This window comes from Bacillus sp. 1780r2a1 (genome assembly GCA_024134725.1).
In the GTDB taxonomy this organism is placed as follows: domain Bacteria; phylum Bacillota; class Bacilli; order Bacillales; family Bacillaceae_H; genus Priestia; species Priestia aryabhattai_A.
In genome coordinates, this window is the sequence record CP099863.1 from 3702229 (window position 1) to 3718942 (window position 16714).

Genomic DNA, 16714 nt, shown 5'->3' on the forward strand with positions numbered 1-16714 from the left:
TTTTTTCAATACTTATTCATAAAAAAGTATATAAATTCACAAATAATCTTTCTGAAACCTTATTTTATGAGATAAATATGCTCTAACTGTAAAATAAAATTGCATATATAAAGTAATAAAACGCATGATTTTTCTCATTACTTCCTTTATCATAAACAGTATAAGTTTGTATTTTTAAATTGGAAAAAGCATTGGTGAAAAGATTTTAGATGCAAGTGAGGCGTTTATTTATGCAAAATATGTTCTTATATAATAAAAGGTTGGGTATCTCTATTCCTGTTTTAGAACATTCATGGAATGAATATACTCCAGCACTGCAAGACAAGATTTTAAGTCAGTGGGAAAAAAATAGAGGCTTAATTCCTGATCGGATTGCAGAAATCGAAAGGAAAATTAATAAAAAACAGGCAGCTCTAGAGGAAGAAGATAACTTTCAAAAGTCTTGTAAATTAAACGAAGAAATTGCTGAGTTGGCCTCTATTATTAATGATTTATGGATTTGGTATCGTACGGAACAAGATGTATCTGCTAAAACTCATTTGTAAACAAGGTCAAGACATAAGCGTTTCCGTTAATGATCTATCCGAACGGTTGAGATTCAACTCTCAACCGTTCGGTTTTTTGTTGGTGGAGATAATAAGTTAAAAAAGAGTGAAATGAAGAATAAGGCACGCAATTTGTAGAGGAGGTAGAGAAAAGCTTGAGGCGCCACAAAGCAGTGAGGAGGCTCAAGCTTTTCTGCAGCTCAATGGAATCAACATGTTTTTCTCCAACCTCACTCATTTCCAAACGCCATAATTTGTCTTTGAGAAGGAATTATGGCGTTATATCCCGGCCTCGTCATTTACTTTTTTCTATTAAAAGACGATATTGATAAAATCGCTTCGCATAATCTGTTACTTGCTTTGTAAATCTATAGTTCATTCCTCCACCGATTGCCATACCTAGTAACGGAATACGACCATATGCCTTTCGCTTTAAGATGATTATAAGTAGGCTCTTCCCAATCTGAGCAGCAGCTTTATAAACAAGCGCTTCAGTTACTACTTGATCTCTGCCTTCATAAAAATAAGGATCTACGCCATGTTGAATTTCTTCTGTCAATTCAAGCCAACCTGCTTTTTGCAATTCGGGCGGCAATAACGCTGAATGAAATACCTTTAACGTCATCATAAGTTCAAACGGTGTATGGATATTATAGCCATAGCTCATTGCTGCTTTTTGAATCGATTGTAAATTAATAAATAACAAAGCTGGAATATCTGTACCTACTAATAGAGTCTTTCCCGTACCGGATAAAGCGCCTTGTCCCAATGCATAAAGCCTTTGTTTGGCTAGCTGTTGGTCACAAATGTAAGATAGTTGATCAATCTGTAGTGATTGAAGTTCTGGTATATCTGTAATATCTGGTTGAAATACGCGCGCTGTATTAATAATTTGTTTCTCAGCTTGTATCTGAATATCTGTATTTTGAATAAAGGATGTAAAGTGAAACATAAAATCATCTGTTTTGGCTAAATATTCTTGTAGAATATGCTCAGGTACAAGACTAACGGCTTTATGCAGCCATTCATCATATGTAATTTCAATCTGACTTTGATCATATTCATCCAATGTTTGTTCCCACTCCTGAATTTCGTGTAACAACTGCTCTTCTCGATTGGTTAGGCTCATGCTTTCACTCCTTTAAAGCTAAGTAATAGAATTTGTTTCCATTATAACAAATGTTTAGAAAGACACCTATTTTCATAAAACAAAAAAAGCTAGCGAAAGACGCTAGCTTTTTTTATGCTATTAAATATTTGCTAAACGAACTACGTCGCGAGCAATCATTACTTCTTCGTTTGTCGGAATGACAATAACTTTTACTGGAGAGTGAGGATAGCTAATAAATGCTTCTTCTCCTTGAACATCATTTAATGCTGGGTCCCAATACACGCCCATAAATTCTAAACCACGAAGTACACGAGCACGTACAACATCACTGTTCTCACCAATACCTGCAGTAAAGATAATTGCATCTACACCAGACATACGAGCTGCATAAGAACCAATGTACTTATGAATACGACCAGCAAATACTTCAAGAGCTGTTTCTGCACGATCGTTTCCTTCGCTACTTGCTTTAATTAAGTCACGTAAATCACTTGAGATACCAGATACACCAAGTAAGCCACTTTCTTTATTCAACACATTTAGTACTTCGTCTGCAGTTTTTCCTGTCTTCTCCATGATGAATGGAATTAACGCAGGGTCGATGTTACCAGAACGAGTTCCCATTGCTACACCAGCTAACGGCGTGAAGCCCATTGATGTATCAATTGATTTTCCACCTTCAATTGCCGCGATACTTGCACCGTTACCTAAGTGACAAGAAATTAAACGTAGTTGCTCAACTGGACGACCTAATAGTTCAGCCGCACGCTCTGATACATACTTATGTGATGTACCGTGGAAACCATACTTACGAACACCATAGTTTTCATAGTACTCATAAGGTAAGCTGTATAAGAATGATTTTTCAGGCATTGTTTGATGGAATGCCGTATCAAATACTGCAACTGCTGGAATATTTGGTAAGATTGCTTGGAATGCTTTAATACCAACAACGTTAGCTGGGTTATGAAGAGGTGCTAAATCTGATAGTGCTTCAATTTCAGCTAGTGTTTCATCTGTAATTAACACAGAGTCAGCAAATTTCTCTCCGCCGTGAACAACGCGGTGTCCAACACCTGTAATCTCATCATATGACTCAATAATTCCTTGGGATAAAAGCTTATCTACTAAGATTTGAACTGCTACAGAGTGATCTGGGATTTCTCTTACTTCTGTTTGTTTTTCACCATTTACTGAAATAGTGAAAACAGCGTCGTCTAAGCCGATACGCTCTACTAAACCTTTTGTTAAAACTGCTTCGCTTGGCATTTCAAACAGCTGGAACTTTAAAGATGAGCTACCAGCATTAATTGCGATAATTTTTGACATATACTAAAAACAGCTCCTTTTTATATACGTGCATTATGAACTTGACGAAAAAGTACAAAACGATATTCTCTACAATATTCTATGCATTTCGACACAAATTCTATCCTTATTCATTTAATCATTCACCACTATAGATTTCAAGGGCTATGCACGATTAAAAGCGCCACCATAAAAAAATCATTATTTTCTAAAAAGACAAATTATTTATTTAACTTAAACCATTCATTCATCTGATTCATAATATCGTTCATTCCTTGCTTATTGCTAAACTTAGGTAGGTTCACAAGAAGTGCATTCTCTGGTGGAGTTACTCCCTCACCTTTCTTTTGTAAAACCAGAATACTTTTTGCTGCTTCTTCCTGCTTAAACATTGATAGCGGAAGTTGAATGATTGCTTGTACAATCGCTTCTTCTTTAAGCAATGGCTGCAGAAGATGAGATTGCTCAGAGTCAAATAAATTATTTGGAATCAGCGTGACTACATATCCACCTGATTTAACGTGGTTTAAGCTTTTTTCAATAAACAAATGATGAGCATACGTATGCCCTTCTTCTGACTTTACTTTATATTGAGCAGCACCTTCATCATTTGGATAATAGCCTACTGGTAAATCACAAACCACAAGGTCAACAGGATCGATAAATAGTGGCTGTAAACTATCTTGGTGAAATAACTCTACACCGTGCTTTTGAAGGTTTGCATTTACATAGGTTAACTGAAGCAATAAATCGTCAATATCAACGCCATACACTTGTTCAATTGAATATGAATGCATATTTAAAATCGTGGTAATTAAATTACCAGCTCCTACTGCTGGATCTAGCACCGTATATTTTTCTTTACCTTGCATAAACTTACCAATGACATATCCCATAAACAACCCTACTGCATCTGGTGTCATTTGATGATTAGGTTGAACAGCTTCTTTCATTCCTTTTAAAACTGCTAGTTGATATGCTTTTCGAATTGTCTCTTTCTCAAATTGATTCAGTTTTATAGAGCTATACTCTTTCTGTAATCTTTTTTTCGTTACCTCATCTAATTCGTCTTGTAAGATGTCTTCTTGAAATAAGTTTTCACCTGTTTCAGCAACCGCTTCTAGATATAAGCAGTCTAGCTCTTTTCGTAAAATTACTGCACTCTGATCGATAACCTTAAACAACTGCTCCATTTTTGATAACTCGCTCACGTCTACTCCTCCTTGAACCTTCCATTTACTAATCTATCTTTCATTACAATGCTTTATATAGAACTCTAACAAAGAATTTTATTTTATCACAAATAGTTCATGCCGCACAAAGAAGGCGAAAAACAATGTTTTCCGCCTTCTTTGTCTAAAGCATGTTCAATTACTTAGCTGCTTTTGCTGCTTCAATTGCTGCTTCATAGTTTGGGTGATCCGTAACTTCTGGTAAATATTCAACATATGTTACTTCGTCGTTTGAATCTACCACAAACACAGAACGAGCTAATAAACGTAGTTCTTTAATAGTTACGCCAAATGCTTCACCAAAAGATAAATCGCGGTGATCTGATAACGTTTGTACGTTTTCAATACCATTTGAACCGCACCAGCGCTTTTGTGCAAACGGTAAATCAACACTTACTGTTAATACTTTCACATTGTCTAGCTTTGATGCTTCTTCATTGAAGCGGCGAGTTTGTGCATCACAAACACCTGTATCAATAGAAGGAACAACACTAATTAGACGCACTGAACCTTTTGTGTCATCTAACGTTATTTCTGACAAATCGTTTGCAAGAACCGTGAAGTTAGGCGCTTTGTCTCCTACCTTTACTTGATTCCCTAGTAATGTTACATCGTTACCTTTAAACTTAACTGTTGTCACGAATGATTCCTCCCCTAAATAAATATGTACATCCTTCATATTAGCGCCTATATAAAAAGATTGCAATTAAATGCGTTTTCCTTCATATAAAAAGCCCTCGTTTTTATAATTATACAACGAGAGCTTGTAGTTTATAGATTAAACGAATCATTACTATCATGGCGGTCGTGATGGTCATGATCATGACGATTTTTTTTAAACATATGCTGCATGCGTTCGATTGCTTGAGGGGCCGTGTCTAGTATTTTCTCGTATAAGTGCGTGCTTTCATTTAAATGGAGCATTTTAATTCCAGCTGAGCTGACAATCAAGAAAGCGATTGGCGTGATTGATACTCCTCCACCACTTCCTCCACCAAACGGATGGCTTGAATCAGATGACTGACCGCCTTGTTGTGAAGATGACTTTTGCCCTTCTCCACTAAATTCACTGCCTCCTGCAGCAAAGCCAAATCCTACTTTTGATACCGTTAGAATAACACTTCCATCCGGTGTTTCTACTGGGTCTCCAATGATTGTATTGACGTCAATCATTTCTTTTAAATTTTCCATTGCTGTGGACATTAGACTCTTAATTGGATGTTCTCCCATTTAAGTAACCTCCTTATGTTTTAACAGAATGCGCCTTACTTTCGCTTTCAGGCTTATAAAAGCGAGGAATCTTGCGCCAGTGCTTAACTAAACGTAAACCTACTAATATAGCTTGGCCTAATCGGAATGAAATTATGCATTGAAAAATGGTTTCAGACCACATCTGTTGAAAGACTGGCACTACTGTCATCGTAGGAGGATTTTTCAGCCTCATATAGCGGTCTAGTAGATGAACAACACCACTTTTTGCAGACCATACAACGCCCACTAAAATAGCGCTGAGAGCTGCGTCACCCAGACCTACTCGCGTATGCCACTTTAGGTTTTTCACTGCTACCCGATTTAAAAATTTTTGGAAAATAGTATGAAAGCCAACAACATGTTCTAAGAATTGCTTTGCATCTTCCAGAAGATTGAGACCGTCTTCAACGGAATAGTCTTTCCATTTATCTTTATTTGTATTTTCTCCCGCTCCGCTTTTTTCTTCGACAAGCAGGGTTTTGGAATCTTTTTGAACCTTTACCACTGGTATTTCATATGTATAGCGAATGAGCTTAAACCACGCCATAAACGTCACGCGATAATAATCGTTATCCTTGGCATGTCGTAAGTCAATATATACCGTAATTTTCGTAACCATCACTATGAACACAAGGACAAGTAGTATTGCGATAACCCATGACACCCATATCACTTTCTTCACTCCTTTTTCCCCTTCCATTATGTCCCATACATCATGAAGTTAAACCTAACAAGAAAGGCCCCTACTCATTGAGTAGAGGCCTTCTATATTATTTTATTTCATGCACTACCGCAGTCTCTGCAAAATAATCATGCGCACCTTGCTTTTTAGGTAAAAAGGCAACGATGATATAACCAATAAATAGAACCGTTTTTGAAATATAACGTCCAATCCCTTCTCGGAACAAAACGACTGACCAGCTAAGCGGAGTTCCATTTAATGAGACTACCTTTAAGCCGAACACCATCTTTCCTAATGTTTGCCCAAAGAACTTGGTCATTAAAATAAAATAACCGTAAAATGTCAGTGCCGTAATGAACCAAAAAGGTGAGAATAATTGATCAACTTGAGCAAGATCAAACGCTTTAAAAATTGGCTTTACAACAATGCCGTTAATACTTCCTACTACAATGATATCAAGTAGGTATGCCCAAAAGCGCATCCAAAATCCAGCATAGCGATTTTCAACTACAGAAGGATTTACTATTTTATCCTCTAAAGGTGATGAATGTTCAACACCCTTTATTTCTATTTCTTTATCATATGAGTTATTTTCCATTATTCATCCACCTCTATTCTTGATATAGATACATCATACGAGGAGAATTTGGCTCAGCTAATGATTTCAAAATAGAAGATAGCTGCTGATCACTTCCCATCATTTTGTTCATACTCATAGATAACCATGAAGGAAAACCGAAGCCTGATTCGTATTCAATAACCTGAGCATCTTTTAACTTATATTGCTTTTTCATATCTGCTAAACTGTCTTCAAAAAACCCTAGTTCATCAACTAATTTTAACTCTTTCGCCTGACGTCCATCATAGATTCTTCCGTCAGCAATTTCACGGACCTTACTTTCCGATAAGTCACGCCCTTTTGAGATTACATCAACAAAGCCGCTGTATGAGTTATCAATAAGCTTTTGCATAATTTGACGTTCTTCCTCTGTCATATCTCTTGTAGGGGACATAATGTCTTTATGCTCACCACTCTTAATCGTGACATCTCTTACTCCTAGACGCTCAGCAAGCTCTCCATAGTTCACGCTTTGCATAATAACACCTAGTGAACCTGTTAGCGTATCCGGAGTTGCATAAATTTTATCAGCTGATGTCGAGATATAATAACCGCCAGATGCAGCCATTGAACCCATTGAAATATAAATAGGTTTTTTTGTATTAGCTTGAATCTCTTCTATTTTCTTATGTATTTGAGCACTTTCTACTACTCCGCCACCTGGTGAATTCACCTTTATGATAATTCCTTTGACCATGTCGTCATCTTTAGCTGCATCAAGTTGCTCTAAAAACAGCTCGTGATTATAGCCCCCTTGCGAAAACACTGATGTGCTATCTCCGGTATCTTGAATCGTGCCGTTCACTTCTAAAACAGCAATCTTATTAAGAGACGCACCCTCTTCAATTACCGTTTCCGTTAGCTCGCTAGTACTTCCACCAAAGAATCCAGCAACGCCACTTTCCTCATCACTAGCAAAAAGAAAAGCGGAAACTGTGTTTACTAGTATTGAAATAATAAATACACCCACTGCGATGGCCAGTGCTACCCACCTTTTCGTATTCATGAAAACCCTCCTAAATTAATCCTGAGTACAAATTGAAAGAATAATCTTTCAATTTATGTTTTAATAGTGATATAATTATTGTAACAAACTTTTGTAAGAAAGTTTACTTTTATACTATTTTTTTACATCAAAGACGGGAAAACAAGGGGGAACTACATATGTCAAATCGTCGCAATGTTTATTTCTTTCATCCTAGAAATAAAGAAACGAATGCCGCAGTAAAACCTTTACAAGAGTTAGCGGTTAATTATGATTTTACAGTAGTAGAGCATGCGAAAGATGCAAATATTATCGTAAGTATTGGAGATGACGGTGCTTTTTTACAGGCTGTCCGTCAAACAGGTTTTAGAGATGACTGCTTATATGCAGGGGTAGCAACATCTGAGCAGCTAAATTTCTACTGTGATTTTCATATTAATGAAAAGGAAAAAATGATTGATGCTATTACTTCCGAAAACATTGAGGTAAGACGCTTTCCTGTATTAGAAACAACTATTGATCAAGGCACTACACTCCATTCGCTAAATGAATGTCTTGTGCGATCCGCATTAATAAAAACGTTTACAATGGACGTGTTTATTAATGAAAATCACTTTGAGACATTCCGTGGCGATGGTATGGTTATTTCAACACCAACAGGAAGTACCGCTTATAATAAATCTGTTAACGGTGCCGTCGTTGATCCGCTTTTACCGTGTATGCAAATCAGCGAACTTGCATCTTTAAACAATAACAATTACCGTACGCTTGGGTCTTCTTTTATTTTAAGCAGTGAGCACACATTAACACTAAAGCTCTCAAACGATAACAGCCATTACCCTGTTATTGGCTTAGATAACGAAGCAATCAGTACAAAACATGTGGATCAAATCCAAGTGCGTCTAAGCGATCGCCAAATCAAAACTGTAAAATTAAAAGATAATTCATTTTGGCAACGCGTACAGCGTACATTCTTATAAATATTATTTAAAGAGGCGTGCTTTACAGCACACCTCTTTTTTTATGAGCACTTATAGACAATCTCCCCGTTTATAATGGTGAAATGAACTTGAACTTCAAGTAGCTCATCCACGTTTACTTCAAATAAGTCCTTTTTAAACACTGTAAAGTCACCAACGTATCCCTTTTCAATCTTTCCTTTTATATGTTCTTCACTAGTCGCTTGGGCACTCCCTAAGGTAAATAATTGAATCGCTTGGAACATTGTTACCTTTTCGTTTGGCATATATTCAGGTAAGTCTCCTGGCCCTACTTTACGCGTTACGGCTGCGTGTATTCCTAATAGTGGGTTAATTGGCTCTATAGGTGCATCTGAGCCTCCTGCACACATAATATTGCTATCTAATAGCGTTTTCCAGGCGTAGCAATATTTCAATTTCTCCTCACCTATTTTATCAATTACCCATGGAAAATCACTTGCTAAAAAGCGCGGTTGAATATCTAATACAACGGGTAAATGCTTGGTTCTTTCAATCAAATCTTTTCTTAAGATTTGTGCATGAATAATACGATCCCGCACATTTTCACTAGGTGGATATTGCTCAATACTATCTAATACGTATTCAAAAGCTAAATCACCGATAGCATGAATAGCTACAGGCCTGCTAAGCTCTCTCGCCTTTCGAACAAGCTGTTTGAGCTCTGATAGACTTTGAATAGCTAGTCCATTTGTTGATGGATCACTTTTATATGGAAAGCTAAGCAGTGCAGATTGACTACCTAATGAACCATCAGCAAAAATTTTCATCGCACCAAATTCTAAAAATGCAGAGTGAGTAGACTGCTGTTTCACATATTGGTCCATTGACTCTACAACCCCATGATGAACAAGTAAGTTACAGCGAAATAAATTTTTTTGATCCTCTATCACTTTCTTAAATGCTTGGTATGTCCGGGTAAACCCCCCATAATAATTTAAATCTTCCGTATGTACACCTGTAAGCCCATGTTGGACACAATCTTTAATTGAAACCTGCAAAGCTTCTTCTAAATAAGCTTCTGATACAACTGGAATGTGTTTGGTTACCAATTCCTGTGCTTGATCTGCTAAAAAACCTGTTGGCCTTCCCAATTCATCAACGTGAATGGCACCTCCTTCTGGAGATTTCGTGCCTTTAGAAATGTTCGCTATTTTTAATGCTTTGCCATTTGCAAGCAGTCCGTGTCTACAAACACGTTTAAGAACAATTGGGTGTTGGTCTGTCAGTACGTCTAAATCTCGATGATGAAGTAATTCGGGGTCATCCCACTGGTTCTCATCCCATCCTTCTCCGATAATCCACTCTCCCAATGGGGTTTTCTTAACCTTTTCTTCAACTAACTTCAATACCTCATTGGCAGAAGACGCTTGGGACAAGTCTAAGCGAAGCAGTTTTTCTCCGTGTCCAATTAGATGTAAATGGCTATCAACAAAGCCGGGATACATAACGCTGCCACCTAAGTTCACTTCGTTTTGAATATCATTTTGTTGTGCATTTCTGACATTACGTTCGAAGCCTAGGTCTTCAATTACTCCATTTTTCACAAAAACACTCTCTACCCATTCTCCTTCTTGAGCCATTGTGTAAATTTTTCCACCATAAAACAATGTTCCCATCTCTCTCTCCCTTTCCCAAACGCACTTTACATTTAGTATAAAGCTTTGCCACAAATGACAAAAGAAAATCACCCAAACGAAAAGAGTGAGGTTTCCCTCACTCTTCGTTAGCCATCATTATTCAATTAATATGACTTATTTGTAGCTACCACCAAGTTGTTGTTCAGCCATTTGAACTAAACGTTTAGTGATTTCGCCACCAACAGAACCGTTAGCGCGAGCTGTTGCTTCTGGTCCAAGGTTTACACCAAATTCAGAAGCGATTTCGTATTTCATTTGGTCGATAGCAGCTGCTGAACCAGGAGCTACTAATTTGTTTGTGTTTGCCATGTGTTTTCACCTCCTCGTTGCTTGTTGAATATAGAGTGTGTCAAAACACATGGCTTCATACGCTTTTTTTTTGGTAATTTTTATCTTTTTTATTTATTAAAATAAATCGGCATCATTTTCAAGTAGATTTTGTGGCTCTAACGCCTTTATTTCAAGGGTTTCTGTATTTTGAACTGCTTCTTTTATAAGCGTATCAAAATCATAAAATTCTTCGTATCGATTTACTTTTTCACGTTTTGGCTTTGTTTTTGGTGCACTTGGTGTAAAAATTGTACAGCAATCTTCATATGGACGATTTGAAATCTCATGCGTATCAATTTGCTGAGCAATCTTAATAATATCCGTTTTGTCCATTGTGACAAGTGGCCTTAAAATTGGCGTGTTTGTTACTTCATTAATTGCATACATACTTTCAACAGTCTGGCTAGCAACCTGTCCTAAACTGTCCCCTGTTACAATTGCTAAGGATTCTCTTTGAGTACGCAATAGATCTGTAATACGAAGCATCATCCTTCTTGTAGATGTCATCGTATAATTTTCTGGAATCTGTTTTTGAATAGCTTGCTGAACAGCTGTAAACGGCACGATATGAAGCTTAATATTCGAATGATATTTCGTAAGCTTTTGAGCAAGATCAACTACTTTTTGCTTAGACCGCTCGCTTGTAAACGGTGGGCTATAAAAGTGAACTGCTTCAATTTCTAGTCCTCTTTTCATTGCTAGGTAACCTGCAACCGGGCTATCAATTCCCCCCGACAGCATAAGCATTGCGCGTCCACTTGTCCCTACAGGAAGCCCTCCAGCTCCTTGATAGTCAAAACACGTAATGTACGTGGCTTCACGACGAACTTCTACTCTTACATTTACATCAGGATTACGTACATCCACTTTTAAATTTGTTGTATTTCGCAAAATATGACTACCAACCGCATAGTTAAGCTCGCTAGTATCAAGCGGAAATTCTTTATAAGCACGACGTGTTGATACTTTAAATGTTCTATTCTCTACATCAAACTCTTTCATCGCTTTTAATGCAGCTTCTTGAATCGATTCTAATTCATTTTCTACTTTTAAAGCTAAGCTAAAGCTTTGAATACCGAAAACTTCTTGAAGACGTTCTACAATCGGCTCATGGTTTTCTCCATTCAAGTGGATGTACATACGATCTCTTGTGTATTTAATATCCACGTTAGAAAATTCGGTTAAAGCGTGGACAATATTTTGACGTAGCTGAGCAACAAATTTTTTTCTGTTTTGTCCTTTAGTGGAGATTTCTCCATAACGAATTAATATATGGTTATAAATCATTTATTTTTACCCCATTACTTTTTTTAGTTCTTCAATGACTGTGAAGATTGCATTAACTGTTGGCGTTATTTCATTAAAATCATTAACATGAGACAGGCTAATACGAATTGACTGATCGGCTTCTTCGTAACTTTTTCCCATTCCTAATAATGTTTTACTAGGCTTTTGACGCTTAGAAGAACAAGCTGATGTTGTTGATACAAAAACACCTTTTTCCTCTAGAGCATGAACGAATACTTCCCCTTTAATTCCTTTTACAGTGAAATTTAAGATGTGAGGAGCAGAACCTTCAACTGGAGTATTCATAATAATACGTTCGTGCTTTTCCAATTGAGCTTTCAGTTCACTTTGCATCTTTTTCATTTTATTACTATTCTTCGATGCATGTTCCATAGTTAAACGAAGCGCTTTTGCAAATGAGACAACTCCAGGCACATTTTCAGTGCCAGAGCGCTTCTGTAACTCTTGAGAACCTCCACTAATCAATGGTGAAAGTTCAACCCCTTGGCTTATATATAAAATCCCTGTTCCTTTTAAACCATGAATTTTATGACCTGATATTGTGCATAAATCAATATGAGCACCTCGCAACGAAAGAGGAACTTTTCCAATACCTTGAACATGATCTACATGATACAAAACCGTTGGATACTCCTTCAATATTTCCCCGATTTCTTCAATCGGCTGAATTGTTCCGATTTCATTATTAACATGCATGATTGAAACTAAAATGGTTTCAGGTCTAATTGCACTCTTAAGGTCATGAGGATTTACAAACCCGTCTCTAGAAACAGGTAAGTATGTTACATCAAAACCAAGCTCTTGTAGTTGTTTAAAAGGTTCATGAACGGAGTCATGTTCAATAGCCGTTGTGATAATATGACGACCTCTATTTTTATATTTCATGGCTACACCTTTTATTGCCATGTTATTTCCCTCCGTACCCCCAGATGTAAAAATAATTTCTTTTGGTGATACGTGTAATAATTGTCCTACTTGCTCTCTTGATTTTGTCATAAGATTTTCCGCTTGAACACCAAACTGATGGAGCGAAGAAGGATTTCCATAATATGTTGTAGCAACCTTTGTAAAAGATTGAATAACTTCATCATAAGGCTTAGTAGTAGCACTATTATCTAAGTAAATCAATGTGCACGCCCCTTTAAAAATATTTAGAAACAACTTTTTATCATAGCATACCTTCATTATTTTTTAAATGATGTTGTTTATTTATCCAAATGAAACAGATAATACTCTTAATTACCTTTCTAAACAGAAGTCTAAATATCATATAACTGCCCAGATAATTAAACTGAATATTTAGATTTTTAAAATTTTCGACATTTTTTTTATGAAATATGATAGTATGTATCAGAAACTTTATACTATTTCTATAGAATATAGGAGGCATTATGAAAAAAGAAGCACTAACTCGCAAAGAGACGTTAGCTATTGGTTTAATGCTTTTTGCCCTATTTTTTGGTGCAGGTAATATGATTTTTCCGCCCTCGTTAGGACAACAAGCAGGGGTAAATACATGGAGTGCAACAATTGGCTTTTTAATAACGGGTGTTGGATTACCGTTACTAGGAATTATCGCCACGTCCAAAACCAATGGAGATTTCACAAAAATAGCAAACCGAGTACACCCTATTTTCGGAATATTTTTTACAATTGTTTTATATCTAGCAATTGGACCTTTTTTTGGTATTCCAAGGACAGATACTGTAGCGTTTGAAATCGGCGTTACACCATTCTTGTCCGATAGCGCATTAGCTAGTAATGTACCTTTAATGATCTATACCATTATTTTCTTTGGTATTACGTTATTTCTATCATTAAATCCAACAAAAATTGTAGATCGCATAGGTAAGATTTTAACACCTTTATTATTAACAGTCTTAGCTATACTTGTTCTAAAAAGTTTACTGACACCAATGGGAGAATTTCAGCTTCCACAACCAAGATACGAATCAGCTTCATTTGTAGCAGGGTTTGTTGATGGTTATTTAACAATGGATGCTATTGCGGCTCTTGTGTTTGGGATTGTTGTCATTTCAAGTATTCGAGAAAAAGGTATTATAAATAGTCAGAAACTTTCGGCTATTTGTATTAAAGCAGGTTTTATTGCTGCGATTGGATTGATTGTAGTATATGTATCACTAGCTTACATTGGCGCATCCAGCGTAGAGTCTATCGGCATGCAATCCAATGGAGGAGCTATCTTAACGGCTGTTGCTAGGGAACTATTCGGTAGCTTTGGAACGATTATCTTAGGATTAGCAATTACATTCGCATGTTTAACTACATCAATCGGCTTAATTTCTGCTTGTAGTTCTTTTTTTCATCGTATATTCCCAAAGCTTTCCTATAAAGGCTTTGTAGTAATACTCACAATATTTAGTGCAATTATTGCAAATGTAGGGCTTACACAATTAATTTCTATTTCAGTGCCAATCCTTACATTTATCTATCCAATTGCTATTAGCTTAATTGTTCTTTCTTTGGCTGCATCAGCACTACGATTTGGACGTGAAGTATATGTACTAGCAGTCATTACAAGTGCGTTTTTTAGTCTTTTTGATGGACTAAATGCTGCTAATTTAAAAATTGCAAGCATTGACAAGTTATTTACAAGCTACCTTCCACTTTATAGCGACGGAATGGGTTGGTTAATTCCAACACTTATTGCTTGTATCATCGGCTATATGATTAGTAAGATTCGCGGAAGTTATATCGAAGATGTGGAATCCTCTTCTCGCAAGGCTTCATAAATTCCTATCACCAATAAAAAAACGCCAGCTAATTAAGCTGGCGTTTTTTTATTCTATCTATTTGTTACCATAAACTGTTGAATTTTTTCTACCGCACCAGGGTCGACCTGTTCAATGGCACTAGCCACTTCATTCAGAGCCTCTTTGTATTCATATTTCCGGAAGAGCTCTTCTGCATCTCGTAGTGCTTGAGCTACTGATCCATACTGACTACGGTAACGATTCCCATATTGAATCATTTTTTCAACAAGCTGTGCTTCTTCTAGAATTGCTTCTGTTTCTTCAAACGTCTCTTTTACAGCTTCTACAGCTTCACTAAGAAGAGTTTGGACTGCTTGAATGTTAAGCGGTTTTTCCTGAAGCTTTAACGTTGCGTCCTTCAACAGGTGCATCGTTTTCTCTAACTGAACCTTATAATATTCAGGTACACCAGGTAAATTACTTTTCTGAATTAACCTCTTTGCTTCAATGAGCTGAGATTTCAACTCTTCAATCTGCTCTTTAGCTGTCAACTCATCTTTTCGCAATGCTTGCAACATATCGCTATAAGAGTCTTGCGACTGTTGAAGCTGTTTGAGTTGCTTCGACACATCTTCAAGCTCTTCTTGAATCACACTATAAGCTAAGTTATGTTCCGCTACTTTATCTGTGATATTATAGTAAAGATTCGTTAAACGCTTTAATTCGCGGTCCATTTTGTAATATAGCTCTAAGTCTTTCTCTTTAAAATGATAACTTTGCTGTACGAACAGTGTTTCATCTCTCAATTCTCGGTTTTTATCTTGTAAAATTTTCAAAAAGTGTGAAACCGTTTGAGATTCCTGATTCATTTTATGATATGAATACACTTCGTGTTCTAAAGCATCATATAACTGTTCTAAACGTTCATTTACGCTATCTAGCTTTGCCATTGCTTCTTCTACATAAAGCTCTTCAATTTGTTGAATAATCGTGTCTGTTTCATGTTTTAAAAATTCAATCGTTTCTTCAACCTGCAGGTGATCTAACACGTATCCATCCCTTGTCATCCCAATAAATCCATCAAGCAATTCCGAAAACTGAGCTGGAAGCGTAGTTTGACATTCTACTAATACTTTTGGAATTTGTTCTAAGCATGTATCAATTGCCGTTAAATCAATTTTTAGCTGTAGAACCGTTTCACGTGCTTGCAAATAGTTTCCATTTACTGTTTCTTCTTCAAAAACAGCAAACTGCTTCTTTGCATGATCAATTGCTGCTTCAAGCGTTTTTTCAGCTTTTCCATATGAATAGCGATGCGCTAGCAACTTTTTCTTTACATGGCGGTGTAACTGGTTAAGCTCTTCAATATCATGACGATTATCTTGTTCACTACCAATGAGGTTTTGTAGTTCCGTTAATATGTTCTCAATTTCAGTCTTTGTTTTATCTAACAGTTCATTAATATGTATAGATAGCTGCTTCGCCTTTTTAAAGCGGTATTTATCTGCACATTCTTCCGTCTCAAAAAGTAATTTATCAACTTTTGGAAGCTCAGTTGCTACGATATCATCCCACTGTTCACGCCAGCGTTCAAATAGCTCTTCAGTTTGACCTGTCATGTTTAGTTCTTTTACTTTTGAAATTTCCTCTGCTACCGGCATGTTTGCTAACTCCATCTTACGTGATTCAAGCCGGTCAATTTCTTGATAGATTTTTTTTCGTGAAAACATTCCGTACACAACTAATCCGATAATTAGTATGATTAGTGCAATAATAAATTCCATACTAAGCCCCCTTACAATACGTTCTACATGACAAGTTTCCTATTTATAAAAAGGGTTATTGTAATCCTTTAAATGTTTAAGCGTCAATGTTTTTATGATACCATGTAAAGCCTTGCTTTTGAGCAAAAATTTTAATTTTTTTGCACAAAATATTGGTAATTTGTCGACCGTATCTCGTTTTGTCATTTCTTTCAAAAAAAACCTTTT

General features: G+C 36.5%; 16 protein-coding genes. 3 read left to right on the plus strand and 13 right to left on the minus strand.

Annotated features, from left to right (window positions below; all coding sequences use genetic code 11):
- The first annotated feature begins 230 nt into the window (after positions 1–230).
- Complete coding sequence (locus NIZ91_18655; protein ID USY54726.1) at positions 231–545, plus strand: hypothetical protein; 315 nt, start codon at positions 231–233, stop codon at positions 543–545.
- 295 nt (positions 546–840) lie between these two features.
- Here the strand turns inward: NIZ91_18655 and NIZ91_18660 are convergent, their stop codons facing one another.
- From NIZ91_18660 to sppA, 8 genes are all read right to left on the minus strand, one after another.
- Positions 841–1674, minus strand: coding sequence for an EcsC family protein (locus NIZ91_18660; GenBank protein USY54727.1), 834 nt, complete (start codon positions 1672–1674; stop codon positions 841–843).
- Between the two features lie 120 nt (positions 1675–1794).
- Positions 1795–2985 (minus strand): acetate kinase, encoded by a 1191-nt coding sequence (locus NIZ91_18665; GenBank protein ID USY54728.1) that lies wholly within the window; start codon positions 2983–2985, stop codon positions 1795–1797.
- Between the two features lie 200 nt (positions 2986–3185).
- Complete coding sequence (locus NIZ91_18670; GenBank protein USY54729.1) at positions 3186–4175, minus strand: class I SAM-dependent methyltransferase; 990 nt, start codon at positions 4173–4175, stop codon at positions 3186–3188.
- 160 nt (positions 4176–4335) lie between these two features.
- Positions 4336–4836, minus strand: a complete 501-nt coding sequence (gene tpx, locus NIZ91_18675; GenBank protein ID USY54730.1) for a thiol peroxidase — start codon at positions 4834–4836, stop codon at positions 4336–4338.
- A 131-nt stretch (positions 4837–4967) separates the two neighbouring features.
- Positions 4968–5426 carry a GerW family sporulation protein gene (gene ytfJ / locus NIZ91_18680; protein ID USY54731.1) on the minus strand — a complete coding sequence of 153 codons (459 nt, stop codon included), beginning with the start codon at positions 5424–5426 and terminating at the stop codon, positions 4968–4970.
- A gap of 13 nt (positions 5427–5439) precedes the next feature.
- Positions 5440–6129 (minus strand): DUF2953 domain-containing protein, encoded by a 690-nt coding sequence (locus tag NIZ91_18685; protein ID USY54732.1) that lies wholly within the window; start codon positions 6127–6129, stop codon positions 5440–5442.
- Positions 6130–6217: 88 nt separating this feature from the next.
- Positions 6218–6727, minus strand: a complete 510-nt coding sequence (locus NIZ91_18690; GenBank protein ID USY54733.1) for an RDD family protein — start codon at positions 6725–6727, stop codon at positions 6218–6220.
- Positions 6728–6740: 13 nt separating this feature from the next.
- Entirely contained in the window at positions 6741–7754 is a 1014-nt protein-coding gene (sppA, locus tag NIZ91_18695; GenBank protein USY54734.1) for a signal peptide peptidase SppA, read from the minus strand.
- A gap of 158 nt (positions 7755–7912) precedes the next feature.
- Here sppA and NIZ91_18700 point away from each other — a divergent pair, with 158 nt between their 5' ends.
- Complete coding sequence (locus tag NIZ91_18700; GenBank protein ID USY54735.1) at positions 7913–8713, plus strand: NAD kinase; 801 nt, start codon at positions 7913–7915, stop codon at positions 8711–8713.
- A gap of 41 nt (positions 8714–8754) precedes the next feature.
- Here NIZ91_18700 and NIZ91_18705 read toward each other — a convergent pair whose 3' ends face one another.
- From NIZ91_18705 to NIZ91_18720, 4 genes are all read right to left on the minus strand, one after another.
- Positions 8755–10350 carry an amidohydrolase gene (locus NIZ91_18705; GenBank protein USY54736.1) on the minus strand — a complete coding sequence of 532 codons (1596 nt, stop codon included), beginning with the start codon at positions 10348–10350 and terminating at the stop codon, positions 8755–8757.
- Between the two features lie 135 nt (positions 10351–10485).
- Positions 10486–10680 carry an alpha/beta-type small acid-soluble spore protein gene (locus NIZ91_18710; protein ID USY54737.1) on the minus strand — a complete coding sequence of 65 codons (195 nt, stop codon included), beginning with the start codon at positions 10678–10680 and terminating at the stop codon, positions 10486–10488.
- Between the two features lie 96 nt (positions 10681–10776).
- A complete protein-coding gene (gene thiI, locus NIZ91_18715) occupies positions 10777–11988 on the minus strand; it encodes a tRNA 4-thiouridine(8) synthase ThiI (protein USY54738.1) in 1212 nt (403 codons plus the stop codon).
- Between the two features lie 6 nt (positions 11989–11994).
- Complete coding sequence (locus NIZ91_18720) at positions 11995–13137, minus strand: cysteine desulfurase (GenBank protein ID USY54739.1); 1143 nt, start codon at positions 13135–13137, stop codon at positions 11995–11997.
- Positions 13138–13400: 263 nt separating this feature from the next.
- Between NIZ91_18720 and brnQ the strand changes: the two genes are divergently transcribed.
- Complete coding sequence (brnQ, locus tag NIZ91_18725; GenBank protein ID USY54740.1) at positions 13401–14762, plus strand: branched-chain amino acid transport system II carrier protein; 1362 nt, start codon at positions 13401–13403, stop codon at positions 14760–14762.
- Positions 14763–14815: 53 nt separating this feature from the next.
- On the opposite strand, the gene ezrA is transcribed toward brnQ, so the two are convergent.
- Positions 14816–16507 carry a septation ring formation regulator EzrA gene (gene ezrA / locus NIZ91_18730; protein USY54741.1) on the minus strand — a complete coding sequence of 564 codons (1692 nt, stop codon included), beginning with the start codon at positions 16505–16507 and terminating at the stop codon, positions 14816–14818.
- Positions 16508–16714 lie beyond the last annotated feature (207 nt).